We start from the raw sequence: 24725 nt of genomic DNA on the forward strand, positions 1-24725 counted from the left end.
GCCCCTTAAGAGAGTCTTGAGTCAGTGAGAAACTTGTGGCGAGGGAGCTTGCTCCCGCTCAAGTGCGTAGCGCTCACAAAAATCGGCAAGGGTTGTCAGATTTCTGGGGCTGCTACGCAACCCAGCGTCGGAACGCCGCCCGGACCAAGCTCGCTCTCCACAAAGGTGCGCATGACCAAAGTCTCGCTGGACCTTGCCCGGCGGAAAAGTAGAGCCCGGCGAAACTGCTGCGGGCGCGGCCATGCGAGAGCTTTACGAAGAAACAGGACTTGGGGTTGATGGCCTGCTGTACCTCATGGAGCTGGAGACAACCAGTACCCGACACCATGTATACGAGGCGTCGGTCGTAAACCTGACAGTGGCTCGGCCACAGAATGAAATCTTCGACTGCATCTGGTATCCGTTGGACGCCGTCCACAACCTGAAAATAAGCGACGCCACGCTCAGAATCGTCAAAGCGTTTCAGCGTCGCTTGTAGGTTACAGGTATTCAGGCTTTAGCCGACGTCACTCGTGAGCTTCTCAGCCCAAATCGCCGCCACCGACCGGCATGACCATACCGGTGATATAGGAGGCTTCGTCGCTGGCCAGAAACAGGATAGCGCTTGCCTGCTCATCCAGCGTGCCGTAGCGCTTCATCAAACTGCTGTCGAGGGAAACCGCACGCCCTGCCCCGGATACCGCCAGCGCTGCTCTTCGCACACCGACTCCAGCAGTCGGGTGGGGACTTTCAGGATGAATTTTTCGCAATCACTGGAATAAGTCAGATCAACCGGATCATCAGGGTTGATCAGCAGTAACTCGCCAGGCGCGAAGTAGTGTTCCTGGCCATGGCCACGCCACAGGCAGTTGCCGCGCAGCAGCACTTGCAAGTGATAGATGCTGTCTAGCGCATGGGACATAACCCGCACGCTGGCGCCGTAACTGATGCGGCACAGGTCGAGGCTGGCGAATTTGCGATGATCGAGGCTGGCCAGCGGCCGGCCGGCCCTGGGCATCTGGACGCAATGATTGCCGACATGCTGATTGACGTAGCCTGATACCGCGTAAGGGTCGGCGTGGTCGAAGACTCTGCTGCGATGACTCAACAATTGCGCTTGCATCATCGGATCACTCTCATTGTTGTTATAGGGTGCGTCGGGCCATTCCAGGGCAGTGCTCGCATCGATGTGTCAGTTGACCGACCTGTGGGAGCGAGCCTGCTCGCGAAACGGCCATCAGCTTCAACATCAACGTTGACTGACACACCGCTTTCGCAAGCAGGCTCGCTCCCACAAAGGTCCGGCTGGGCGAGGATATCAGTCCTCGAGCGCACGAACCCGTTCGTGGCGTTGCTGCTCCTCAGGCTGGGAAGACGACTGCAGCGTGAAATCAAAATCGATTTCGGCAAAACGCCCGCTCACGCCATGGGCCGCCGCACGCTGCGGATCATCGCTGAAGGTGATTTTGGCAATCAGCTCATCACGGGTGGCGTAGGCGAAATCGTCATGCAGGTACTGATCGCCGTCGAGGTTGATCTGGGTGGTCAGGTGGCGATGATCCGCTGCCGAAATGAAGAAGTGGATGTGCGCCGGCCGTTGACCATGACGGCCCAGTTGATCGAGCAATTGCTGGGTCGGACCGTCCGGCGGGCAGCCGTAGCCCGACGGCACGATGCTGCGAAAACGGTAACGGCCCTCGGCATCGGTGACGATGCGTCGACGCAGGTTGAATTCCGATTGAGTGGTATCGAAGTACGAATAAGTGCCGCCGGTATTGGCGTGCCAGACATCCACCACCGCGCCGGCCAACGGTTCGCCGGCGGTATTCTTGACCTGGCCCTGCATGAACAGCACCACACCCGGATCGACGCCGTCATCCAGCCGCGCTTCGCCTTCCGATAGTGGCGCACCCGCCACGTACAGCGGCCCTTCGATGGTCCGCGGTGTGCCACCGGCCTTGCCGGCCTGCTCGTCTTCGGCGTCCATCAGCAGGTCGAGGTAATGCTCCAGACCGAGCCCGGCCACCACCAACCCGGCCTCTTGACGCGCACCCAGCACGTTGAGGATTCTCGTACGGCTTTTTCCGGGGGCCAATATAGAATTGGTCTGGCTCGATACCTTAAAGGTATTTAACCGATCAACGTCCGGAGGCCTCATGGAACTGCGTCACCTGCGGTATTTTCAGGTGTTGGCTCAAACCCTCAACTTCACCCGCGCCGCCGAACTGCTGCACATCGCCCAGCCGCCGCTGAGCCGGCAGATTCAGCAGCTGGAAGATGAACTCGGGGTGCTTCTGCTGGAGCGCGGCCGACCGCTGAAGCTGACCGACGCAGGGCGGTTTTTCCATGAACATTCCACCGCCCTGCTCGAACAACTCGGCAAGGTTTGCGACAACACACGGCGGATTGGTTTGGGCGAAAAGACTTGGCTGGGCATCGGCTTTGCGCCATCGACACTCTACGGCGTGCTGCCGGAACTGATTCGTCGACTGCGCAGCGGCGAGCCGCTGGCGCTTGAGTTGGGGCTCTCGGAAATGACCACGTTGCAACAGGTGCAGGCGCTCAAGGCCGGGCGCATCGACATTGGTTTCGGGCGAATTCGCATCGACGACCCGGCGATCATCCAGACTGTTTTGACTGAAGACCGGCTGGTCGCCGCCCTCCCCGCCGGCCATCCATTACTGGCCGGACCGATCAGCCTTCGTGACCTGGCAAAAGAACCCTTCGTGCTCTACCCCGGTAATCCGCGGCCCAGCTACGCCGACCATGTGATCGCGTTGTTTGAATCCTATGGCGTGCACATCAATGTGGCGCAATGGACCAACGAGCTGCAAACAGCGATCGGTCTGGTGGGTGCGGGAATCGGGGTGACGTTGGTGCCGGCCTCAGTGCAATTACTGCACCGCGACGACATTGGCTTCACCCCGGTGCTGGAAGACAACGCCACCTCGCCGATCATCCTCAGCAGGCGCGTGGGCGATGTATCGCCGGGGTTGAATCATTGTTTGCGGATGATCGATGAACTGCTGCCGCGCGAAGGTTCGACAATCAGGCCATGACCCCGGCAAACGCTCGGCGCCCGGCACGCATTTCGGTGCGAAGTTCGCCGATCAGGTTGGAAATATCGCGGACACTGGTCAACTCGTCGGGCGATACGCCGGTGATCAACAGCTCAATCCGCCCGGTGCTGCGATCGAAGACCTTGATCCGCAATGTTTCATCGCGATTCACGGTGCATTCGCAGGACAGCGGTTTGAAACCGGACTCCACAATGCTGCAAAGCTGGGGAACTGGAATCATGGCGAGCGCCCTCGGGGACGGTTTTCCGATTGGATCCACTCAGCGTAGATCAACTTCAATAAACCCGCGCCAGCGAACGCTAACAATTAGTGTTAGCTACTTCTCACTTTGAACAGTTAATCGCCCGACATCGCTCAGTGGGTATCTGCGCCCCATAACCAGTTCCAGATCCCTGGCAGCTCAACCGCCTCTGAACTGTCACGGACAGTACGCGCCATGGCCGCTCGCTGCAGTGCTGCCGTGTCGTCGTAAAACGCTTTCTGCGCCGTGACCAGACCTGTGGCACCGGCACTGTCGAGGAGAATTTGCAGGTATTCCCGGGTATGCCGGGCGGTATAGCGATTCAGGTCGTGAAAGGTCACCACCACCGGAATCACCCCGTCCACCGTCGGCAACTCGCCGAGGGCAATGCGCTCGCGGACTTCGGACAGTTGCCGCAGCATATTGGCCCGCCGACGGGGGCTGGCGTTGAAGCCCCAGATCTTGCCGTCATTGGCGCTCAGGTCGGTCAGCATTACGTGCATGCCATGCTGTTGATAGGCCGCAAAGGTGCGCTTGTCGTAGTTCCAGAATGGCGGACGCACCAGAGTCGGCGAGGCTTTGCTGATCACGGCGATGTCTGCGCTGCCATCCGTGAGCGACTGTTCCAGCTCTTCCGGGTCCAGCGAACGATGGTTGGTGTGCCGGGGCGTGGCGGTGTGGAAGCCCAGCAGGTGACCTTCGGCGTGTTCGCGACGCATGATCTGTCGACCCGCTTCACTGCCGCCGGCGCGTGAGTCACGGGTCTGCACGAAGAACACGGCTTTGATGTCGGGTTGCAGCGGATTGCGCGCAAGACTGTCGAGCACCGTGACGGTCGGGTTGTAAAAACCCGACGCGCTAGGCCCGTCGTCGAAGGTCAGCAGAAAGCGGATCGGTGCTTGTGTGCGCAGACCCAGTTGCGTCTGCGGCGTCATTTCAATGGGCGCGGCGATGCAGCCCAACAGGCCGACTGCGATAGCGAACGCGGAGAGAACCTTGACCAACTGTTTCATGTTTTGCCTTGGACCAGACCTTGCGGTCATCACGTTTAATGGCAAAAACCCCTCGCCCATACATCCTTCGACCGGTCTGCAGATCGCTGCAAGCCGAGGTTGGATAAGGGTACACAGTGTTTGGTTCCAGCGCCCGCTCCCGGACTCTGGCGCCCGTCTGACTGTTTTGCCCCAAAAATCAAAAGATCGCAGCCTTCGGCAGCTCCTACATTAAATGGCGTAGGAGCTGCCGAAGGCTGCGATCTTTTGATTTTGATTACCAGCCGATCAGGGTTTCAACGGACGCTCTTGGTCGCGATCCGACAGCTCTTTACCGTCGTCAGGATGCTTCCAGTCCGGCCGCGAACGCCTTTGCCGCTCGAGCTCTTCTTCCGTCGGTTCATCGATGTCCTCATCCGGGTCCGGACGCGTCGGTTCAGTGGCCATGTCCACCTCCCTTCCTTTTTCAAAAAGATCTGTCATCTGTTTTAAGCGTAGAACAGTTTCGGATGAGACGACTCAGAGCCACCACCGCAGCAAAAAGAAGAACCCCATGCTCAACAACATGCTGAGCAAGGTGTTGCGGGTGTAAATCACCAGGCCCACCGCCACCAGCGAACTGATCAGGTACGGGTTGTCCCATTGCAGGTTCAGCTGCTTGTCGGGCATGAACACGATGGGACCGCAGATTGCTGTAAGCATGCCCGGCACCGCGAAACCGAGGAACTGCCGGGCATTGCTGCTCAAACGCAGCGGCAGTCGAGGTTCAAGAAATACGTAGCGGTTCAGGAATACCAGCAGGCCCATCCCGATAATCACAGCCCAGACCATCATGTGCGCCCCACATAGAGTTTATTGCAGATAAAGCCCGCGGTCATGCCCGCCAACCCCGACAGCACCAGGGCCGAGCCCCATTGCCAATAGCTGAACAGCACCGAACAGAACAGTGAGACCGCCACGCAGACCACCGTCGGGACGTTGCGCACCACGGGTGTGATCAAGGCGATAAAGGTCGCCGCGATGGAGAAGTCCAGCCCAAGGTGTTCAAGGCCCGGAATGCTGCTGCCCAGCACAATGCCCGCCAGGGTGAAGAGGTTCCACGCGATGTAGAACGTCAGGCCCACGCCCAAGGCATACCAACGATTGAACTGCTGTTTGTCATGCTGGCTGGTCAGGGCGAACAACTCGTCGGTGAGCAAAAAGCCCAGCCCCACACGCCAGCGGCCCGGCAACGGGGAAATCACCGAACGCATGCTCATTCCGTAAAGCAAATGCTGGGAGGTCAGCAACAACGTGGTCAACAGAATCGAAAAGACCCCGGCGCCGCCCTTGAGCATGCCGATGGCGACCAATTGAGCCGCGCCGGCAAACACAATGCTCGACAGCCCCTGGCCTTGCAGCGGTGTGAGATTGGCCTCGATGGCCATGGAACCGGCCAGCAACCCCCAAGGCGCGGTCGCCAAGGACAACGGCATGATGGCCGCGGCACCGCGAAGGAATGCACTGCGCGGCATGAGTGAGTTGGACATAACGCTCTACAACCAGAGAAAGACCCCAGACTGTGCCAGCAGTCGCGGCCAATGGCTTGAACAATCTTGCGCACTTTTGGCGATCATCCGGCGCGAGTACCATGGAACGATTCACATAACGCGTCAGGGAATCGACATGCTCTACCGAATCGCCGCCGACGGGCTGGTCCTGTCTCACTTGTTGTTCATTCTGTTCGTGCTGTTCGGCGGGCTGCTGGTGCTCAAATGGCACCGCCTGGCCTGGTGGCACCTGCCCGCCGCCGCGTGGGGCGTGATCGTGGAAGTTTTCCACCTGACGTGCCCACTGACCGATTGGGAAAATCTCATGCGCCAAGCGGCCGGGCAAACCGGTTACGGCGGCGGTTTTATTGAACATTATGTGTGGCCGATTATTTATCCGGCCGGGCTGACCCCCACGATTCAGCTGGGGCTGGGCAGCGTGGTGCTGGCGATCAACGTGCTGATCTACCTGCGACTGATCCGGTTATGGAGGTTGCGGCACCCGACTCGTTCAGGGCAGTAAGCGGTCTGGTTGAGTTCAGTTGGCAATGACGCTCATGTTCCGGCCACTGGCCTTGGCCACATACAGCGCCTTGTCTGCTGCGCCGATCAAGTCTTCAGGCTGGCTCTGCGACGTCTGGTTATAGGCGCAGACCCCCAGACTGACCGTGACGATGCCTTCGGCGCTGCCGCTGTGCTTGATGTCCATTTGCTGAACCGCGCGCCGAATCTTTTCTGCCACCAGGAACGCCCCCACATAATCGGTGCCAGGCAGCACCACCGTAAACTCCTCACCACCGAAGCGGGCAGCAAGATCGCCGGGGCGCTGGATGTTGTCGGTGATAATGGTGCTGAGCTTGCGCAAACATTCATCGCCCGCCAAATGACCGTAGTGATCATTGAAACTCTTGAAATGATCGACATCGATCATCAGCAACGCAAGGCTGGTGTGCGTGCGCCTGGCGCGGCCCATTTCCGCCAGGATGAACAGGTCGAATTGACGCCGGTTGGAAAGCCCGGTCAGTGCATCCTCCAGGGCCAGCAACTTGAGGCTATGGTTGACCTCAATGAGTTTGTCCCGAGCCTCCAGCAATTCGTTCTGAATATTATTCTGCTGATTCATCACGCGGATCAGGCGATAACCGAGAACGCCCAGAAACCCCAGCAGCAATGAGACGATGCCCGCACTGAGTATTGACTCCTGCCGCCAGCCGGCCAGGACTTCCTGCTTGTCGAGCGCAGCAAAAACGATAAGCGGATAACCCATGACCCGTCGAAACCCCACAACCCGCTCCACCCCGTCCACGGAGGATTTGACGATTGCCGTACCGGAATCGCCCTTGGGCAACAGCTGGGTAAACAGCGGCCCCTTGGCGATGCTGGTGCCGATATCGGTTTCGTTGAACGGTCGGCGAACGACGATGGTGGCGTCGTCGGCGATCAAATTGACCACCCCGTTATTGCCCATGTCGATACTGTTGTACAGGTCCAGAAAATGGTTGAGATAGATCGAAGCCACCACCACGCCGGCAAACCGCCCATGGCATTGGCCCGCACAGCGTTGTTGGAGTTGGCGACCCAGCGTCCTTCTTCGTCGAAAATGAACAGCCCATGGATCTGCGCCAGTTCACCGCGCTGGGCCTGGAGCAAACGTTGCAGCCTGGGAATTTTTGCCGGTTCCATGCCGTCGTTTTCGAGGCGGTCCACCACGGCAAACAGCAGCGTGTCGGCCTGCTTGATCGATGCCTGCGCCTGTGAGGCCAGGGTTTGCGCCAGGTTGGACATCTCCACTTCGCTGCCGCGCAAATGATACTGCCGCGCGTTCCAGCCTTCCCCGATCGCAATGGCCGTCATGGACAGGCACACCGCAACGAGCAGGAAGACTGCGTATCGAACCCTGAGTTTCGACTCAACCTGGCCAGGCACCCAAGGCGTGGCGAGCCGGGTGCTTTCAATACGATCTTTGACGGACGGATGCCCCATGACGCTTCCTTAATCCCTTATGACATGGCGAATTTTCTCGTTCGCCCTTTTAGCGCCAGCCAGCCGTGGCTGGCGCTCGGACCACTATGACTCATCAACGAATACGATAGGTGATTTGCACGAAAATGCTCATCGCCCGTGATCGTCAGCCTACTTCTGAGTCTGCTTCACCACCTCAAGCCAGGCCGGATTCAAATGCGTCTGTTCGGTCTCGATACCCAGCGCGTCCATCCGCGCCTTGTGCTGGTCCATCTCACGGATCAGTTGGCTATGGTCGCTGGAGTTGCCGTCCAACTGGTGCATCTGGTTCAGTCCCAGATGATAAAAACGCAGCAGCTTCATGGCGCTCGGATCACCCTTCTCCACTGCCGCCGTGACCTGGTGCATGACGTTGGTGATGCTCATCAGGCTGCGCTTGAGCTGCCAACCGTAGACCGCTGGCGCCATCCATTCCTGGGTCCAGAACGTGCCGCGCATCAGCGCCGCCATCAGCAACAATGCGGCAAACACCCCGCCCACGTTGAAACGCAGATTGTCGCCGCCGGGCTCACCGAACAACGCCACCGCCGCCGTGGACAGCACCATCGCCAGCGCCAGGAACATCAGGGTGATGATCACCGTGCTGCGCCGCGTCTGGCGTCGATAGGTTTCGGCATTCATTGGCTGGATTTCGAACATCGCGACGGGGTTCCTTGCATCAATGGTAAAAGGCTCTGTGACAAAAAGACTGCGGGGCATTATCGCCTCTGCGGAGGATTTAGCTATGCTGGGGCTCCTTTTCATCTTTCCATCGTCAAACGGGGGAACATGGCGATACAGCGCAGTTCGTGCCATCTTCTCCATGGATACACACTATTCGGATGCCATGCGCCTGCCGGCGGGTGACATCGTTTTAAGGATCATTGAATGACCCAACGACATGTAATCAACGCCTCGGTCAGCCCTAAAGGCAGCCTGGAAACACTGTCCCAACGTGAAGTACAGCAACTGAGCGAAGCCTCATCCGGCATCACCTACACCCTTTTCCGCCAGTGCGCCCTGGCCATCCTCAATACCGGCGCCCACGTCGATAACGCCAAGACCATTCTGGAAGCCTACAAAGACTTCGAAATCCGCATTCACCAGCAAGACCGTGGCGTGCGCCTGGAACTGCTGAACGCCCCGGCCGATGCCTTCGTCGACGGCGAAATGATCGCCAGCACCCGCGAAATGCTCTTCAGCGCCCTGCGCGATATCGTCTACACCGAAAACGAACTCGACGCCTTGAGCATCGACCTGAGCACCTCTCAAGGCATCAGCGACTACGTCTTCCACCTGCTGCGCAACGCCCGCACCCTGCGCCCCGGGGTCGAACCGAAAATCGTGGTGTGCTGGGGCGGCCACTCGATCAATACCGAAGAATACAAATACACCAAGAAAGTCGGCCACGAACTCGGTTTGCGCAGCCTGGACATCTGCACCGGTTGCGGCCCGGGCGTGATGAAAGGCCCGATGAAAGGCGCGACCATCGCCCACGCCAAACAGCGCATCCACGGCGGCCGCTACCTCGGCTTGACCGAACCCGGGATCATCGCCGCCGAAGCGCCGAACCCGATCGTCAACGAACTGGTGATCCTGCCGGACATCGAAAAACGTCTGGAAGCCTTCGTCCGCGTCGGCCACGGCATCATCATTTTCCCGGGTGGCGCGGGCACAGCCGAAGAGTTCCTCTACCTGCTCGGCATCCTGATGCACCCGGATAATGAAGGCCTGCCCTTCCCCGTGGTCCTCACCGGGCCGAAAAGTGCCGCGCCGTATCTGGAACAGTTGCACGCCTTCGTCGGTGCCACCCTCGGTGAAGCCGCGCAGCAGCACTACGAGATCATCATCGACGACCCGGTTGAAGTGGCGCGGCAAATGACTCAAGGCCTGAAAGAGGTCAAACAGTTCCGTCGCGAGCGCAACGACGCGTTCCATTTCAACTGGCTGCTGAAGATCGACGAAGGCTTCCAGCGCCCCTTCGACCCGACCCACGCCAACATGGCCAACCTGCAACTGAGCCGCAACCTGCCCTCCCACGAACTGGCCGCCAACCTGCGCCGCGCGTTCTCCGGCATCGTCGCCGGCAACGTCAAGGACAAGGGCATCCGCCTGATCGAAGAGCACGGGCCCTACCAGATCCGTGGCGATGCCGCGGTCATGCAGCCGCTGGACAAATTGCTCAAAGCCTTCGTCGCCCAGCACCGGATGAAACTGCCGGGCGGCGCGGAGTATGTGCCGTGTTATCGGGTGGTGGCTTAATACGCAAAACCCTGTGGGAACGGGCTTGAGCTGGCGTTTAAACCACTGAAAACAAGGAACCCCGCGTGATGCGGGGTTTCTTGTATTTGGGAAACTCAGTCAGGAACCCATTGTGGCGAGGGAGCTTGCTCCCGCTGGGTTGCGAAGCAACCCCAAAACCTGCAACCGAGTGTTTTCAGGCACACCGCATTCAACGGTTTTACGACTGCTGCGCAGCCGAGCGGGAGCAAGCTCCCTCGCCACAACAAGCCCCATTGCCATAGAGCTTGGCTAGCCTCGTGGATCGAGATTATCCAGCACCCGGTTGACTGCCAGCTCCCCAAGCATGACCACCTGTTGAATCCCCAACATCATGTTGCGATGTGGCATGTCCATCAATCCGGCGAACTCACTGAGCATCATGCTCGCCGACGCCAGGGTTTCGCAGGCGTTGACCAGCAGGGTTTCGTTATCGACCTTCGCACCCACATGGTAAATGGTGCTGGGTTTGCGCTTGGTGTCTTTGGGGATGGGTGGCTTGAGATAGTGGTCGAGGGCGCGGTCGGCGGCTTCGTTGAGTTTTTTGGAATCGAGGGATTCGTAGGGGGATGCTGGATCGGTTTCCGGTGGATTGGGTGTCGGTTTGATCATGATGAAGCTCCTAGAGTCATGGAGCAGCCACGGTTCGCTGCGAGACGAAAAGAGGTGGCAGCTATACGCAGGTCGCAGACCGGGACTCTAGAACCGGCAGACCCGAAGGTCTCCCACGTACAGCCGCCATAACATGAACGGACAGGCGTACCTGTTCACGAACGGAGGATGTTGTGCGTCTAGAGATACACGGGCTGCGAGACCCGATCGCTGATTCGTCAGCGACCCGGAAACGATAGAGCCCGGCCTCAAGGCGCACAAGCCGGCGGATTCTGGCGCAGTCGTAGGCAACGGCGCAAGGATGTGTAGCCTGGGTGAGTGTCTGGAAGTGTCGCTTAAACATCGCTTGTTTAATGATCTGACACCGGGCCTTGTGGTGGCTGGACTGGCCTCATCGCGAGCAGGCTCGCTCCCACATTTGATCTGCAGCGTTCGCAAAAAATGGATTCACAGCAGATCCCTGTGGGAGAGAGTCTGCTCGCGATGAGGCCCGAAAAAACACCCTCCAACTTTCGGTCAATCCGCCAATCGCGCCGCAAGAGACTTGGCCTGGCTCGCCACATCAGTCACCGCCGTGCTCTCCCACCACATCCCGCGCAACGGTGGGCCCATGGCGAACAAACGGCTGGCGACCTGTCCCTCAGCGCTTAGTACCGCGCCGTCATCCGCGGCCGCAATCCCCAACGCCAATGGCCCCGGCCGCACCAGCCCGCGCGCCAATAGCTGCTGCGGCAATGGGCGCGCCACCCGCCGCCAGTCATACTCGATGCCACTGGAGTTGATCAGCGCCGCGCCATGCACCACGCAGGTCTCGGCCTCGCCACGGCGACGGATGCGGATATTCACCCCGCCGGCCGATGAAGGTTCCAACCTTTTGAACGATGCAGCATGAATCCGCAACCGCCCTTCCCCGTGCAGCCGTTCCACCAACTCGGCACTCAATGGCGGCGAACGATGATGATGGCTTTCCCACCACGGCCGCACATGCCGCACAAACTGCCGACGCTGCACATCCGTCGCCTGACTCCACAGCCGCCCGATATGCGCTCGCACGGTATCCAGTGGCGCTTGCCAGTCGATGCCCTGAGCGATGGCGTCGTGGCAATGCCGGCGCAGTTCGCGCATCAATTGGCGCGGCGTGCGGATGCTGTGATCCTCCGCCAAAAAATCCGCCCAGGCCGGAGGCTGTCGCCGCACGTGAGGCAGCAGACCATGCCGGGAAAACACTTCGATCGGCCCGCGATGCCCGGCCTGTTCCAGCGACACCACGGCATCGACCATGGTCAGGCCCGAGCCGATGATCAGTACCGGCGACTGCGGATCGAGCTGACGCATGGTGGCCACATCCCAGGGATCGAGCGCCGCTGCGTTCAAGCCGCTGGATTCGGTTTGCGGCGTGCGCGCGGCGGGGAACATGCCAGTGGCCAGTACCGCATAGGCGCCTTGCAAACGCCGGCCATCGTTCAAGGTCAGGCGCACCGAATCGATATCGATCCGCACATCGACCACTTCCGCGCGCACATGCTCCACCGTCGAGCCATGCCGCGCGCCCACCACCTGTGCCTCGGCCAGACGCTGCTGCACATACACGCCAAACAGACCGCGCGGCGGGAACAGTTCACTGACCGGCACATGCTGCTGATCCGACTCCGGCCAACCACCCGCCGCGATGTACTCGGTCAGCCATTGGGTCAAATCATCAGCGTTGTCGGGATCGACGCTCATCCGCGCCGCGTTGCCGTTGAGCGTATGGCCCAGTTCGACCGCGCTGTACGCTTCGCCCCGACCAAGTTCGGCCCGCGGTTCGATCACCAGCACCTGCCGCTTGCCCGGCAAACGCAACAACTGCGCCGCCAGCATCGCGCCGCTCAGGCCGCCGCCGATGATCAGGATGTCTACGTGACGGATGGCGGGGGTCAACTGTGCGCTTGGTGTTTCAGTCATGGCGTTCTCACGGATCCATTGAGGCGTACTTGAGCCACATTAGTAGCTTGCTCGGCAAACAGGAAGCTCACCATCCGGTGTTGACCGGCGAAGGTCAGATCACCACATTACGCACAAACCGCGCCGCCACCGCCCCATCATTGCGATAGGAATGCGGCTGGTTGCTAGCGAACATGAAGAACTCACCGGCAGTGATGTGTTGCTGCTTATCGCCCAGGACCAGGGTCAGGCAACCTTCAAATACGTAGAGCTGTTCGCTCCAGCCATCGGCGTCCGGTTGCGACGGGTAAATTTCGCCCGGTTGCAGGCACCATTCCCATTGTTCCACTTCGCGGGTGGCGGTGGCTTTTGACAGTAAAACGGCTTTGCTGCCGGGGATCGTTCCGGCCCAAGCGACTTCGTTGATGCGACTCGGGTCGCGGGCCTCCGGGGCCTGGATCAGATCACTGAAGGCCACGTCCAGCGCTTCGGCCACACGATCGAGGGTGGTCAGGCTGACGTTCTTCTCGCCGGCCTCGATAGCCACCAGCATCCGGCGGCTGACCCCGGACTTTTCGGCCAGTGCGGTCTGGCTCATGTCGGCGGCGTGGCGCAGACGTCGGACGTTCTGGCTGACGTGCTGGAGAACCGACGCCCGTTGGGTGGAATCTTTGTGCACTATATTGCTCACTTGATGGTGTTGCGCAGTATACTGCCCAACTTCCGGCGCATTGTGCGTCTCCCTCAGGTAGCGTGCAAGGTCATGACGTCGGTGAACTCCTCCCCTGCTTCCTCCCGTTTCTCACGGTTCAGCAAAGCTGAGTGCGTGTTGGTGTTGATCACCATGGTCTGGGGCGGGACCTTTTTGCTGGTCCAGCATGCAATGACCGTCAGCGGGCCGATGTTTTTCGTCGGTCTGCGTTTTGCTGCAGCAGCAATCATCGTTGCCCTGTTCTCCTGGCGTCATCTGCGCGAACTGACCCTGTTCGAACTCAAGGCCGGGGCGTTTATCGGCGTGGCGATCATGCTCGGTTACGGCTTGCAGACCGTGGGCCTGCAGAGCATTCCTAGTAGCCAGTCGGCATTTATTACCGCGCTGTATGTGCCGTTCGTGCCGTTACTGCAATGGCTGGTGCTGGGTCGGCGTCCGGGGTTGATGCCGAGCATCGGGATCATGCTGGCCTTTACCGGGTTGATGCTGCTGTCGGGACCGGCCGGCGCTTCGTTCAATTTCAGCCCTGGTGAAATCGCCACATTGATCAGCGCCGTGGCGATTGCGGCAGAGATCATTCTGATCAGCACCTATGCCGGCCAGGTCGACGTGCGCCGGGTGACGGTGGTGCAACTGGCGGTGACTTCGGTGCTGGCGTTTCTGATGGTGGTGCCGACTCAGGAAGTGATTCCCGGGTTCTCCTGGTTGCTGTTGTGCAGCGCATTGGGCTTGGGCGCGGCGAGTGCGGCGATTCAGGTGGCGATGAACTGGGCGCAAAAAAGTGTTTCGCCAACGCGGGCGACGCTGATCTATGCCGGGGAGCCGGTGTGGGCCGGGATTGTCGGGCGGATTGCCGGGGAGCGGTTGCCGGCGATTGCGTTGGTGGGCGCGGGGTTGATTGTGGCGGCGGTGATTGTCAGTGAGTTGAAGACAAAGGGTAAGGTTGCTTCGCCTGAAGAAGAATTGGAGCAGGAAGCACAGGGTTAAGCCCCCATTTCTACGTTGCTTGATAGATAGCCATCGCGGGCAAGCCCGCTCCCACAGGGTCTGGAGGTGTATACGCGATTTGTGTACAACCAAAATCTCTGTGGGAGCGGCGGTGCGGCGATCCGACTTGCCCGCGATGGGCCGGGACAGGCGAAATCGTGCTCCCTGAAACAAGGAAAAACAGAAATTTTCCATCCACTTTGTAGGATTCTGCGACAGCTTGGCGTTTGGTGATCCGGGAGCTGGCACGTATGATGCTTCACAAACTTCCGCAGATTAGAAGCCTATGTCTTTGATAGTTCTACTGCTTCTACCTTTTATCGGCAGCTGTCTGGCAGCCTTGCTGCCGCACAATGCGCGTAACACCGAATCGCTGTTGGCTGGCCTGGTTGCCCTTATCGGCACCGTCCAGGTCGCCCTCTTGTACCCGCAAATCGCCCATGGCGGCGTGATCCGCGAAGAGTTCTTCTGGCTACCCAGCCTGGGCCTGAACTTCGTTCTGCGCATGGACGGCTTCGCCTGGCTGTTCTCGATGCTGGTGCTGGGCATCGGCACGCTGGTTTCTCTGTACGCCCGCTATTACATGTCGCCGGACGATCCGGTGCCGCGCTTCTTCGCGTTTTTTCTGGCGTTCATGGGCGCCATGCTGGGATTGGTGATCTCCGGCAATCTGATCCAAATGGTGTTTTTCTGGGAACTGACCAGCCTCTTCTCATTCCTGTTGATCGGCTACTGGCACCACCGCGCCGATGCGCGACGTGGCGCCTATATGGCATTGATGGTCACCGGTGCCGGTGGCTTGTGTTTGCTGGCGGGGGTCATGCTGCTCGGCCATGTGGTCGGCAGCTACGACCTGGACAAGGTCCTGGCCGCTGGCGATCTGATTCGCGCACATGCCCTCTACCCTATTCTGCTTCCCCTGATCCTGATCGGCGCCTTGAGCAAAAGTGCGCAATTCCCCTTCCACTTCTGGCTGCCCCACGCCATGGCGGCACCGACACCGGTTTCGGCGTATCTGCACTCGGCGACCATGGTCAAGGCCGGGGTCTTCCTGCTCGCACGCCTTTGGCCGTCGCTGTCCGGCAGTGAAGAATGGTTCTACATCGTCAGCGGGGCCGGGGCCTGCACCCTGTTGCTCGGCGCTTATTGCGCGATGTTCCAGAACGACCTCAAGGGCCTGCTGGCCTACTCGACCATCAGCCACCTGGGCCTGATCACCCTGCTGCTGGGGCTGAACAGTCCGCTGGCCGCCGTGGCCGCGGTGTTCCATATTCTCAACCACGCCACGTTCAAAGCCTCGCTGTTCATGGCCGCCGGGATCATCGACCACGAAAGCGGCACCCGGGACATTCGCAAACTCAGCGGTCTGTTCAGGCTGATTCCGTTCACCGCCACGTTGGCCATGGTTGCCAGCGCCTCGATGGCCGGGGTGCCGCTGCTCAACGGTTTCCTGTCGAAAGAGATGTTCTTCGCCGAAACCGTGTTCATCAACGCGACGGCCTGGATCGAAATGACCCTGCCCATCGTCGCGACCATCGCCGGGACGTTCAGCGTCGCCTATTCCCTGCGCTTCACCGTCGATGTGTTCTTCGGCCCGACCGCCACCGACCTGCCGCATACCCCGCACGAGCCGCCACGCTGGATGCGTGCGCCGGTGGAATTGCTGGTGTTCACCTGTCTGGTGGTGGGGATCTTCCCGGCGCAAGTGGTCGGCCCGTTGCTCGCGGCGGCGGCATTGCCGGTGGTGGGCGGCACGCTGCCCGAGTACAGCCTGGCGATCTGGCACGGCTGGAACGCGCCGATGATCATGAGCCTGATCGCCATGTCCTGCGGCATCATCCTCTATCTGCTGCTGCGCAATCAGCTCAAGCGCGGGCGCTTCATGCACCCGCCGGTGATCAGCCACTTCAACGGCAAGCGCCTGTTCGAGCGCAGCCTGGTGATCATTATGCGCCTGGCCCGTCGTCTGGAGCGGCACATCAGTACCCGACGCCTGCAAACCCAACTGTTTCTGCTGGTGCTCGCTGCGGTGCTCGCCGGATTGATCCCGATGCTGCATAGCAGCCTGAGCTGGGGCGACCGGCCGAAAATTCCGGGCTCGATCGTGTTCGTGACCCTCTGGCTGCTGGCGATTGCCTGTGCCCTTGGCGCGGCGTGGCAAGCCAAGTATCACCGGCTCGCGGCCCTGACCATGGTCAGCGTCTGCGGCCTGATGACCTGCGTGACCTTCGTCTGGTTCTCGGCGCCGGATCTGGCGCTGACGCAATTGGCAGTGGAAGTGGTGACCACGGTGTTGATCCTCCTCGGTCTGCGCTGGCTGCCGCGACGGATCGAAGAGGTCTCGCCATTGCCGAGCAGCCTGCGCAAGGCGCGGGTGCGCCGTATCCGCGACTTGCTGCTGTCGATCACGGTCGGTGGCGGCATGGCGCTGCTGTCCTACGCGATGCTGACCCGCCAGACGCCCAACGACATTTCTTCGTTCTACCTCAGTCGCGCCCTGCCCGAAGGTGGTGGCAGCAACGTGGTCAACGTGATGCTGGTGGACTTCCGTGGCTTCGATACCCTTGGCGAAATCACCGTGCTGGTGGCCGTGGCCCTTGCCGTGTTCGCCCTGCTACGACGCTTCCGTCCGCCGAAAGAAAGTCTGCAGCTGCCGGCCCAACAGCGCTTGCTCGCGCCCGACGTGGTCACCGACCTGGTCAACCCGCGTCACGCCAGCGACACCGCGCTCGGTTTCATGATGGTGCCGGCGGTGCTGGTGCGTTTGCTGTTGCCAATCGCGCTGGTGGTGTCGGTCTACCTGTTCTTGCGCGGGCACAATCAACCCGGTGGCGGTTTCGTCGCCGGCCTGGTGATGTCAGTGGCGTTCATCCTGCAATACATGGTCGCCGGGACCCAGTGGGTCGAGGCGCAAATGAGCCTGCGACCGCTGCGCTGGATGGGCACCGGGCTGCTGTTCGCCACGGTCACCGGGCTCGGGGCGATGGCGGCCGGGTATCCATTCCTCACCACCCACACCTGGCATTTCACATTGCCGCTGCTGGGCGACATTCACATCGCCAGCGCACTGTTCTTCGACATCGGTGTGTACGCCGTGGTGGTCGGTTCGACGCTGTTGATCCTGACCGCCCTCGCCCACCAATCGGTACGCGGTCATAAAACCAGCGCGCAACCCAAGCCCGTGGCCAAAGCGGCTGCCACGCAAGGAGCCATCTGATGGAAGAAGTTATCGCAATCGCCATCGGTGTGCTGGCCGCGTCCGGCGTGTGGCTAGTGCTGCGGCCACGGACGTTCCAGGTGGTCATGGGCCTGTGCCTGCTGTCCTACGGCGTCAACCTGTTCATCTTCAGCATGGGCAGCCTGTTCATCGGCAAGGAGCCGAACATCAAGGACGGTGTTCCTCAGGATTTGCTGCACTACACCGACCCGCTGCCGCAAGCGTTGGTGCTGACCGCGATCGTCATCAGCTTCGCCATGACTGCGCTGTTCCTGGTGGTGCTGCTCGCCTCCCGGGGCCTGACCGGCACCGACCATGTGGATGGCCGGGAGCCTAAAGAATGAATCCAATGGCGCACCTGATCGCTGCACCGATTCTGCTACCGCTGCTGACCGCCGCAGTGATGCTGATGCTGGGCGAGAAACACCGCCCGTTAAAGGCCAAAATCAATCTGTTCTCCAGCCTGCTAGGGCTGGGCATTGCCGTGATGCTGCTGCAATGGACGCAAACCACCGGCGTGCCCGGCTCCATCGGTGTGTACCTGCCGGGCAACTGGCAGGTGCCGTTCGGTATTGTACTGGTGGTCGATCGTCTGTCGGCGCTGATGCTGGTGCTGACCGGGATCATCGGCGTTAGCGCCCTGCTGTTCGCCATGGCCCGCTGGGACGGCGCCGGTTCGAGTTTCCACGCGCTGTTCCAGATTCAATTGATGGGTCTGTACGGCGCCTTCCTGACGGCGGACCTGTTCAACCTGTTTGTGTTTTTCGAAGTGCTGCTGGCCGCTTCCTACGGGCTGATGCTGCACGGTTCGGGCCGGGCGCGGGTGTCGTCGGGGCTGCATTACATCTCGATCAACCTGCTGGCCTCGTCGCTGTTTCTGATTGGCGCGGCGCTGATCTACGGTGTTACCGGCACGCTGAACATGGCTGACCTGGCGCTGAAAATCCCGCTGGTGCCGGAAGCCGATCGCGGCTTGCTGCATGCCGGCGCGGCCATTCTGGCGGTGGCGTTCCTGGCCAAGGCCGGGATGTGGCCGCTGAACTTCTGGCTGGTGCCGGCCTATTCCGCGGCCAGCGCGCCAGTGGCAGCAATGTTCGCGATCATGACCAAGGTCGGCGTCTACACCTTGTTACGCCTGTGGACGCTGTTGTTCTCCGGGCAGGCCGGGGCATCCGCGTACTTCGGTGGCGACTGGCTGATCTACGGCGGCATGGCGACCATCGTCTGCGCCGCCGTGGCGATCCTCGCCGCGCAACGCCTGGAGCGCATGGCCAGCCTGAGCATTCTGGTGTCGGCAGGCATTCTGTTGTCGGCCATCGGTTTCGCCCAGCCGAACCTGATCGGCGCTGCGCTGTTCTATCTGGTCAGCTCGACCCTGGCCTTGAGCGCGTTGTTCCTGCTGGCCGAGTTGATCGAGCGCTCGCGTTCGGCCGACGAAATGCCGCTGTTCGATGACGGCGAGCTGCTTCCACGGCCCCTGAAATCCTTGCAGCCGCCCAAAGGTTTCAACCTCGATGACGACCGCAAAGCCGTGGTTGGCCAGGTGATTCCCTGGACCATGGCTTTCCTCGGTTTGAGTTTCATCGCCTGCGCCCTGCTGATCATCGGCATGCCGCCGCTTTCCGGGTTTATCGGCAAACTCAGTTTGCTCAGCGCCCTGCTCAATCCGCTGGGGCTGGGTAATGGCAGCGACGAACCGATATCGAACGGCGCGTGGGGGCTACTCGCCCTGTTGATTCTGTCCGGGCTGGCCTCGCTGATCGCTTTCTCGCGTTTGGGCATCCAGCGTTTCTGGGCCCCGCAAGAGCGGCCATCGCCATTGCTGCGGCGCCTTGAATGCGTGCCGATCATCATTCTGCTGGGGCTGAGCATTGCACTGACGTTCAAGGCTGAACCGCTGATGCGCTACACCCAGGCCGCCGCTCAAGCGTTGAATAACCCGCAGCAATACGTAATGGCGGTGCTCGGCACCCGCCCGATTCCGAACCCGCAGGCCAGCGCAGCACAAGTGGAGGTGCAACCATGAGGCGTCTGTTTCCTGCACCCTGGTTGTCGCTGGCGTTGTGGCTGCTGTGGCTGGTGTTGAACCTCTCGATGAGCCCCGGCAATCTACTGCTGGGCGCCGTGCTGGGGTTCTGCGCGCCGTTGATGATGCGCAAGCTGCGGCCGCTGCCGATCCGCATTCGTCGTCCCGGGGTGATTTTGCGTTTGTTCTTGCTGGTCGGGCGCGACGTGCTCGTGTCCAACCTCGCCGTGGCTTGTGGCGTACTCAACGCGGGCCGTCGTGCGCCTCGCTCGCGGTTCATCAAGGTGCCACTGGATTTGCGCGATGCCAACGGCCTGGCGGCGCTGTCGATGATCTGTACGGTGGTCCCCGGCACGGTCTGGTCGGAGCTGGCGCTGGATCGCAGCATTCTGTTGCTGCACGTTTTCGATCTGGATGACGAAAGCCAATTCATCCAGCACTTCAAGACGACCTACGAGCGGCCCTTGATGGAGATCTTCGAATGAGCGCATTGCTGTCGAACGCGATCCTGCTGAGCCTTTTCATCTTTTCGGTGGCGATGATTCTGACCCTGATCCGCCTGTTCAAGGGCCCCTCGGCCCAGGATCGAGTTCTGGCCCTGGATTACCTGTACATCATCGCCATGCTGATGATGCTCACGTTGGGCATTCGTTATGCCAGTGACACTTACTTCGAGGCGGCGCTGCTGATCGCCCTGTTCGGCTTCGTCGGCTCGTTTGCCCTGGCCAAATTCCTGCTGCGTGGCGAGGTGATCGAATGAGGCCTGAATTGTCTCTGTGGGTGGAAATTGCCGTGGCGATTCTGCTGGTGCTCAGCAGCCTGTTTACGCTGATCGGCGCGCTCGGGCTGTTGCGGATGAAGGATTATTTCCAGCGCATGCACCCGCCGGCACTGGCCTCGACCTTGGGCGCGTGGTGCGTGGCATTGGCTTCGATCATTTACTTTTCGGCGCTCAAATCGGCGCCGGTGCTGCATGCCTGGCTGATCCCGGTTCTGTTGTCGATCACCGTGCCGGTGACCACGCTGCTACTGGCTCGGGCGGCGCTGTTTCGCAAGCGCATGGCGGGGGATGATGTGCCGGCGGAGGTGAGTAGTCGGCGCACGGAAACGGGGAGTTAAGTTCAGAAAGTTTTGTTGACCGTGCTGACCTCATCGCGAGCAGGCTCGCTCCCACAGGGATTTTGTGAGCGCTGAAGATCCAATGTGGGAGCGAGCCTGCTCGCGATGGCAATAGCCGGGTCGAATCAAATCCAGGCCACTGCCAACAACCCGGCCCCCAACACCACACACAGCGGTGAATAAGCCCAGGTATCGAGCCGGGCAAACTGCGAATCCTTGACCTCCTTGAAAAACCCCACCAAATTCGAATCGCCAATCGCCCGGGCGAACATCAGCATCGCAATCGCGCTGATCACCCATTGCAGCGACCAATGATGCACCGTGGGCAGATACAGCCCCACCCGCAGGCACACCAGCATCGCTATCAGCAGTAAACCCACCGCCACCAGCAACGTGGCAAAGCCCGACGGCTTGAACGCGGGCCTTGATACCCCACCGCCCTCCCCGGGCACTCGCGGCACCGCCGCCTCGCTGCCCCACTTGCCACCCGCAGCCCAATACAGGTGGACCAGGCTGATCAATAAAAAGATTGCAGCAATCCATTGCGCGACCAAAAGGCTCATGTTCAGACATCCAGCGTGAAATGTTGCAGCAGGATGAACTTCCTTGCGCGTTTTTGTAAGGGTATTCGCTATCCCCCCGTAGGAGCTGCCGCAGGTTGCGATCTTTTGACCTGGCTTTGAAAAACAAGATCAAAAGATCGCAGCCTGCGGCAGCTCCTACGTGTTTCAAGTACACCCGAGAATTCCCGGGCGTACATAACTCGGTTTATTTCAGGGCCGCAGAGACTTTGTCCGCCACATCCTTGGGCACCCAGGCCTGCCACACGTCCGGGTGCGCCTTCATGAACGCCTCCGCCGCTTGACGTGGCGGCGTGTGTTTTTCGCTCATGTCAGCCAGGGCCTTGTTCAACGCTTCAATCGGCAAATCGACCTTGCTGAAGAACTCGGCAATCTGCGGGTATTGTTTCTGGAATGGCGTGGACACGCCGATGGACAGCTTCGAGGGTAACGAGCGAGTTGGTTTCGGATTGGGGTTGTCGGCGTCGGTCAGGGTTTTCCAGGCTTCGGCGTCGAACGGCGGTTCTTGCAGCTGAATCAGCTTGAAGCGGCCGAGCAACGGCGTCGGCGACCAGTAATAGAACAGGACTGGCTTGCCGCGACGAATCGACGAACTGATCTCTGCGTCCAGCGCCGCCCCCGAACCACTGCGAAAGTTCACGTAGCTGTCGTCCAGCCCATACGCCTTGAGCTTCTGCTTGTTGACCACTTCCGACGTCCAGCCGATCGGGCTGTTGAGAAAACGCCCTTTGCCTGGGGTTTCCGGGTCTTTGAACACGTCTTTGTAGCGAGGCAGATCACTGATACTGCGCAGATCCGGCGCCATCGGCTTGATGCCCTTGGCCGGGTCGCCCTTGATCACGTACTCCGGCACCCACCAGCCCTCGGTGGCACCCTTGACCGTATCGCCCAGGGCCGCGACTTTGCCCTCGGCCTCAGCCTTGACCCAGACCGGACTGCGACCGGCCCATTCTTCGCCAATGACCTGAATGTCATTGTTGGCCAATGCGGTCTCCAGGGTAATGGTCGTCCCCGGCAAGGTGTCGGTCGGCAAGCCGTAGCCCTTCTCGACAATGATCCGCAGGATATCGGTGATCAGGCTGCCACTTTCCCAGTTCAGGTCGGCGAAATGGATCGGTGCCTGAGCGGCGAACACCGGAACGGGTGAAACCAATAAACCGAACGTGGCCAGGGTAGCGGCCAGTAACCGTCGAAATCCCTTCATGCTTTTGCACCTCGTGCTGTTCACAGCAATAGCAGGATGGCCTGACAAAGAAGACCGCAAGCCTCTGAATACTCAGTCATCTGACTGTAGTTGAGGTTCCTGCTTTCGAGGGGCGAGGATTACTTTTCGCAAGGTTCCTGCAAGCGTGCAAGCTCTCTTCTGACCATGCTGGCGTACGCCGCCGGACGCAACAGGTAGATCTGTGACGCCACCCAACTCAGCCAGGCTCCCTGTAGAACGGCCTTTTGAGCCAACAAGCGCTGCGCCTCGGCGTGGGCACTGGTCTGGTTCTGTTCGTGAAAGTCGACGCGGGTCAGGGTCATTACTCGCTGGCCTTGAAGGTTACCAGTTCGCCCTTGCGCCACTTGGCGGCCTTGGCGGTCACCGCTTTCAGGGTTTTGGTCAGGCCTTCCTGCATTTGTTGATGGGCCGCGAACACCATCACCACGCTATGACCTTCCTTGAACACAATGCCGTAGCCGTCTGCGGTGGTCACGAACGCGTAATCCCCCAGCCCGTACACCGTCATCTTGATTTCGCGGAACTTGATGTCCAGCTTGCCACCTTCGCGGCTGGGCAATACCGAGGCGCTGAAATGATCGCCGACCTTGAGTTTAAGCCCTGGTTTGTCATCCACCACCAGCGCTGATTCAGTGTCGAGCTCGGCAATGTAAATGCCTTCAGCGTTCTGTTCGGTGATGTAGATGAAACGTGACTGAAACTGTTTAACCAGCTTTGCGCGCAAATCACCCAGTACGAACAAAGCATGCATATCGAGATTACTTACTGCCAAGGAAACATCCCCACATCTGAAAATGACGCCGTACGCCGGAAACGCGCACAGCAGAAAAAAGCGGCAATGCCGAGGTGTAGCCAAATGACCCGGGTCCAATCCTGGGAATGAGCAGAGGGCCCATTCATCGCGAGGTTTGAGAAGATTACTGGAACATCCCTCACGTCGTCTTGCCTGGCGGTCGTCAGATGTTGAAGGAAAACGCCCTTCTGACGGCCAGATAAAACCGGATTACCAACTTTAGGGAAAAATCTCTTTAAAAAAAGCACTTTTCCGACATATCGCCAGTAAAAAATTGCTTTAGATGGGCATCAATCGCCAACCATTGATGGCGATTCTAGAGCAGCCATGCTCACCGAGACTACCCATAACAACGTACACACGTCGGTAAAACCACGAAAAGGACTTCATATGTGCACACTGACTCACTTTGCCCAGCCTCACACACGGCACACAAACGGCTCGTTACCTCTGCATTCGATTGGGCTCCGGCCGCAGGACTTCTTGGCTGAAGAGCGTCTACTCCCGCGCTTTCAGGTGGTATTGGCCGGCAACGCCTTTTTCCACATCAGGGAAATATCCACCGGACGTGTAAGAGGTTTCCGCGGCAATCATAACGAAGCCTGCGCCCTTGCCCGTTCACTCGAGGCACGCAGCTGAGGCACCTGTGCATTCACTTCTATAGACGTTTCGTCATGTCGGCGACTTAACTCAGCCGCCGGCAGGCAACTACTGCCATACTGCCCGACCAATGAAACCCGTCCACAGGGCGGACGGCGTTCAATACAACAACTATTTCCAAGGGAAGACTGCTACGTGACGGAATTTGATATCGGTGAATTTTTTATCCGGGGCGAAGCCAGAGAGGTCGAAGGCGAATTCCAGGCAGTCATTATCATGCGCGCCAAACCGCCGTTGACCGCTGTGACGTATCACCAGGTCGAAAAGGATCGCTGGTTCAAGACCGCGGATGTCGCGGCCGTCGCCGCCCAGGAAGCCGCGAAAGCCCTGAAGCTTGCCGTTGATGAAGGGGCATTGAAAGCCTGATCATCGGATTTGCAGTCTATGCTCATCCCTGCTTTTGAATATCGCTATCGAACTCCTGAAGCGCGGTTCTCTCAGATGCCTCTCAGATGCAATGAAGCCGCACCTCGGACCTCGCACTCGACGCGACGGATTATCTGCAAGGAGATGAAGATGGATTCACCCACTCATGACTTGAAAGGCTTGTTCGACCAGCTCGGTCTGGACTCCAGCGAGAAGGCCATCGACGATTTCATTGCCTGTCATTCACCTTTGGCCGACGACAAGAAACTCATCGATGCCGAGTTCTGGACCCCGCAACAAGCTGGCTTCCTCAAGGAACAACTGCGTGAAGACGCCGATTGGGCGCATGTGGTCGACGACCTGAACCTGCGCATGCACCAGATTCACTAGCCTGAGGCTCAA

The 24725-nt window shown here is 59.8% G+C and carries 27 protein-coding genes and 4 pseudogenes; 14 read left to right on the plus strand and 17 right to left on the minus strand.

The annotated features are described in order from the left end of the window. Nucleotides 1-193: 193 nt before the first annotated feature. Nucleotides 194-478, plus strand: a complete 285-nt coding sequence (locus tag ACYZT2_RS16875; RefSeq protein WP_461965763.1) for an NUDIX domain-containing protein — start codon at nt 194-196, stop codon at nt 476-478. Between the two features lie 43 nt (nt 479-521). On the opposite strand, the pseudogene ACYZT2_RS16880 reads toward ACYZT2_RS16875, so the two are convergent. The 3 pseudogenes from ACYZT2_RS16880 to ACYZT2_RS16890 form a co-directional block, all read right to left on the minus strand. Then, nucleotides 522-656: pseudogene (locus ACYZT2_RS16880) on the minus strand (SDR family oxidoreductase); the annotation flags it as partial. Then, nucleotides 656-1102, minus strand: a pseudogene (locus ACYZT2_RS16885) (cupin domain-containing protein); the annotation flags it as partial. The pseudogenes ACYZT2_RS16880 and ACYZT2_RS16885, both read right to left, overlap by 1 nt. 195 nt (nt 1103-1297) lie before the next feature. Beyond that, nucleotides 1298-2044: pseudogene (locus tag ACYZT2_RS16890) on the minus strand (dioxygenase family protein); the annotation flags it as partial. Between the two features lie 91 nt (nt 2045-2135). On the opposite strand from ACYZT2_RS16890, the gene ACYZT2_RS16895 reads away from it, so the two are divergent. Continuing rightward, nucleotides 2136-3038, plus strand: a complete 903-nt coding sequence (locus ACYZT2_RS16895; RefSeq protein ID WP_461965765.1) for a LysR family transcriptional regulator — start codon at nt 2136-2138, stop codon at nt 3036-3038. Here the strand turns inward: ACYZT2_RS16895 and ACYZT2_RS16900 are convergent. The 5 genes from ACYZT2_RS16900 to ACYZT2_RS16920 form a co-directional block, all read right to left on the minus strand. Then, nucleotides 3028-3279, minus strand: coding sequence for a DUF1652 domain-containing protein (locus ACYZT2_RS16900; RefSeq protein ID WP_461965767.1), 252 nt, complete (start codon nt 3277-3279; stop codon nt 3028-3030). The two genes, ACYZT2_RS16895 and ACYZT2_RS16900, sit on opposite strands and share 11 nt — an antisense overlap. Nucleotides 3280-3413: 134 nt before the next feature. Further along, nucleotides 3414-4313, minus strand: a complete 900-nt coding sequence (locus tag ACYZT2_RS16905) for a polysaccharide deacetylase family protein (protein WP_461965769.1) — start codon at nt 4311-4313, stop codon at nt 3414-3416. 267 nt (nt 4314-4580) lie between these two features. Beyond that, on the minus strand, nt 4581-4739 hold the full coding sequence (locus ACYZT2_RS16910; RefSeq protein ID WP_253549043.1) for a hypothetical protein: 159 nt from the start codon (nt 4737-4739) through the stop codon (nt 4581-4583). Between the two features lie 72 nt (nt 4740-4811). After that, complete coding sequence (locus ACYZT2_RS16915) at nt 4812-5123, minus strand: AzlD domain-containing protein (protein ID WP_461973140.1); 312 nt, start codon at nt 5121-5123, stop codon at nt 4812-4814. Then, complete coding sequence (locus tag ACYZT2_RS16920) at nt 5123-5821, minus strand: AzlC family ABC transporter permease (protein ID WP_032830637.1); 699 nt, start codon at nt 5819-5821, stop codon at nt 5123-5125. Before ACYZT2_RS16920 ends, ACYZT2_RS16915 begins: the two co-directional genes overlap by 1 nt. Before the next feature lie 136 nt (nt 5822-5957). On the opposite strand from ACYZT2_RS16920, the gene ACYZT2_RS16925 reads away from it, so the two are divergent. Continuing rightward, complete coding sequence (locus ACYZT2_RS16925; protein WP_461965772.1) at nt 5958-6344, plus strand: DUF2784 domain-containing protein; 387 nt, start codon at nt 5958-5960, stop codon at nt 6342-6344. 15 nt (nt 6345-6359) lie between these two features. Here ACYZT2_RS16925 and ACYZT2_RS16930 read toward each other — a convergent pair. After that, a pseudogene (locus ACYZT2_RS16930) lies at nt 6360-7804 on the minus strand (sensor domain-containing diguanylate cyclase). Nucleotides 7805-7954: 150 nt separating this feature from the next. After that, nucleotides 7955-8482: a DUF3087 family protein gene (locus ACYZT2_RS16935; protein WP_461965774.1), complete on the minus strand. Its 528-nt coding sequence runs from the start codon at nt 8480-8482 to the stop codon at nt 7955-7957. A gap of 228 nt (nt 8483-8710) precedes the next feature. Between ACYZT2_RS16935 and ppnN the strand changes: the two genes are divergently transcribed. Then, nucleotides 8711-10084, plus strand: a complete 1374-nt coding sequence (gene ppnN, locus ACYZT2_RS16940; protein WP_253549049.1) for a nucleotide 5'-monophosphate nucleosidase PpnN — start codon at nt 8711-8713, stop codon at nt 10082-10084. 270 nt (nt 10085-10354) lie between these two features. On the opposite strand, the gene ACYZT2_RS16945 is transcribed toward ppnN, so the two are convergent. The 3 genes from ACYZT2_RS16945 to ACYZT2_RS16955 all read right to left on the minus strand — a co-directional run bounded on the left by ACYZT2_RS16945 (nt 10355) and on the right by ACYZT2_RS16955 (nt 13316). Then, the gene (locus ACYZT2_RS16945; RefSeq protein WP_461965777.1) at nt 10355-10714 is read right to left on the minus strand and encodes a DUF6124 family protein; all 360 of its coding nucleotides are present in this window, start codon (nt 10712-10714) and stop codon (nt 10355-10357) included. 516 nt (nt 10715-11230) lie between these two features. Beyond that, a complete protein-coding gene (locus ACYZT2_RS16950; RefSeq protein WP_461965779.1) occupies nt 11231-12658 on the minus strand; it encodes an FAD/NAD(P)-binding protein in 1428 nt (475 codons plus the stop codon). Nucleotides 12659-12752: 94 nt separating this feature from the next. Beyond that, the gene (locus ACYZT2_RS16955; RefSeq protein WP_461965781.1) at nt 12753-13316 is read right to left on the minus strand and encodes a helix-turn-helix domain-containing protein; all 564 of its coding nucleotides are present in this window, start codon (nt 13314-13316) and stop codon (nt 12753-12755) included. A 15-nt stretch (nt 13317-13331) separates the two neighbouring features. On the opposite strand from ACYZT2_RS16955, the gene ACYZT2_RS16960 reads away from it, so the two are divergent. The 7 genes from ACYZT2_RS16960 (at nt 13332) to ACYZT2_RS16990 (ending at nt 20698) form a co-directional block, all read left to right on the plus strand. Continuing rightward, nucleotides 13332-14336 carry a DMT family transporter gene (locus tag ACYZT2_RS16960; protein WP_461973142.1) on the plus strand — a complete coding sequence of 335 codons (1005 nt, stop codon included), beginning with the start codon at nt 13332-13334 and terminating at the stop codon, nt 14334-14336. Between the two features lie 286 nt (nt 14337-14622). Further along, the gene (locus ACYZT2_RS16965; protein WP_461965783.1) at nt 14623-17553 is read left to right on the plus strand and encodes a monovalent cation/H+ antiporter subunit A; all 2931 of its coding nucleotides are present in this window, start codon (nt 14623-14625) and stop codon (nt 17551-17553) included. Beyond that, nucleotides 17553-17897, plus strand: coding sequence for a Na+/H+ antiporter subunit C (locus ACYZT2_RS16970; RefSeq protein ID WP_008029186.1), 345 nt, complete (start codon nt 17553-17555; stop codon nt 17895-17897). Before ACYZT2_RS16965 ends, ACYZT2_RS16970 begins: the two co-directional genes overlap by 1 nt. Next, nucleotides 17894-19579: a monovalent cation/H+ antiporter subunit D gene (locus tag ACYZT2_RS16975; RefSeq protein ID WP_461965786.1), complete on the plus strand. Its 1686-nt coding sequence runs from the start codon at nt 17894-17896 to the stop codon at nt 19577-19579. The genes ACYZT2_RS16970 and ACYZT2_RS16975 overlap by 4 nt, the downstream gene beginning before the upstream one ends. Beyond that, a complete protein-coding gene (locus tag ACYZT2_RS16980; RefSeq protein ID WP_461965788.1) occupies nt 19576-20064 on the plus strand; it encodes a Na+/H+ antiporter subunit E in 489 nt (162 codons plus the stop codon). Before ACYZT2_RS16975 ends, ACYZT2_RS16980 begins: the two co-directional genes overlap by 4 nt. Continuing rightward, the gene (locus ACYZT2_RS16985; protein ID WP_038982602.1) at nt 20061-20339 is read left to right on the plus strand and encodes a K+/H+ antiporter subunit F; all 279 of its coding nucleotides are present in this window, start codon (nt 20061-20063) and stop codon (nt 20337-20339) included. Before ACYZT2_RS16980 ends, ACYZT2_RS16985 begins: the two co-directional genes overlap by 4 nt. Then, complete coding sequence (locus tag ACYZT2_RS16990; RefSeq protein ID WP_461965790.1) at nt 20336-20698, plus strand: Na+/H+ antiporter subunit G; 363 nt, start codon at nt 20336-20338, stop codon at nt 20696-20698. Before ACYZT2_RS16985 ends, ACYZT2_RS16990 begins: the two co-directional genes overlap by 4 nt. 125 nt (nt 20699-20823) lie before the next feature. Here ACYZT2_RS16990 and ACYZT2_RS16995 read toward each other — a convergent pair whose 3' ends face one another. From ACYZT2_RS16995 to ACYZT2_RS17010, 4 genes are all read right to left on the minus strand, one after another. Then, a complete protein-coding gene (locus ACYZT2_RS16995) occupies nt 20824-21261 on the minus strand; it encodes a DUF3995 domain-containing protein (RefSeq protein ID WP_461965792.1) in 438 nt (145 codons plus the stop codon). Nucleotides 21262-21466: 205 nt separating this feature from the next. Continuing rightward, complete coding sequence (locus tag ACYZT2_RS17000) at nt 21467-22483, minus strand: ABC transporter substrate-binding protein (RefSeq protein ID WP_461965794.1); 1017 nt, start codon at nt 22481-22483, stop codon at nt 21467-21469. Nucleotides 22484-22602: 119 nt separating this feature from the next. Continuing rightward, nucleotides 22603-22806: a hypothetical protein gene (locus ACYZT2_RS17005; RefSeq protein ID WP_461965796.1), complete on the minus strand. Its 204-nt coding sequence runs from the start codon at nt 22804-22806 to the stop codon at nt 22603-22605. Continuing rightward, complete coding sequence (locus tag ACYZT2_RS17010; protein WP_461965798.1) at nt 22806-23276, minus strand: hypothetical protein; 471 nt, start codon at nt 23274-23276, stop codon at nt 22806-22808. The genes ACYZT2_RS17005 and ACYZT2_RS17010 overlap by 1 nt, the downstream gene beginning before the upstream one ends. Nucleotides 23277-23687: 411 nt before the next feature. On the opposite strand from ACYZT2_RS17010, the gene ACYZT2_RS17015 reads away from it, so the two are divergent. The 3 genes from ACYZT2_RS17015 (at nt 23688) to ACYZT2_RS17025 (ending at nt 24713) form a co-directional block, all read left to right on the plus strand. Continuing rightward, nucleotides 23688-23936, plus strand: coding sequence for a hypothetical protein (locus tag ACYZT2_RS17015; RefSeq protein WP_461973144.1), 249 nt, complete (start codon nt 23688-23690; stop codon nt 23934-23936). A 156-nt stretch (nt 23937-24092) separates the two neighbouring features. Next, complete coding sequence (locus ACYZT2_RS17020; protein ID WP_007907881.1) at nt 24093-24323, plus strand: hypothetical protein; 231 nt, start codon at nt 24093-24095, stop codon at nt 24321-24323. Nucleotides 24324-24473: 150 nt separating this feature from the next. Continuing rightward, entirely contained in the window at nt 24474-24713 is a 240-nt protein-coding gene (locus ACYZT2_RS17025; RefSeq protein WP_008012122.1) for a DUF2789 domain-containing protein, read from the plus strand. Nucleotides 24714-24725 lie beyond the last annotated feature (12 nt).

The sequence above is a fragment of the Pseudomonas sp. MDT1-85 genome (assembly GCF_054898065.1).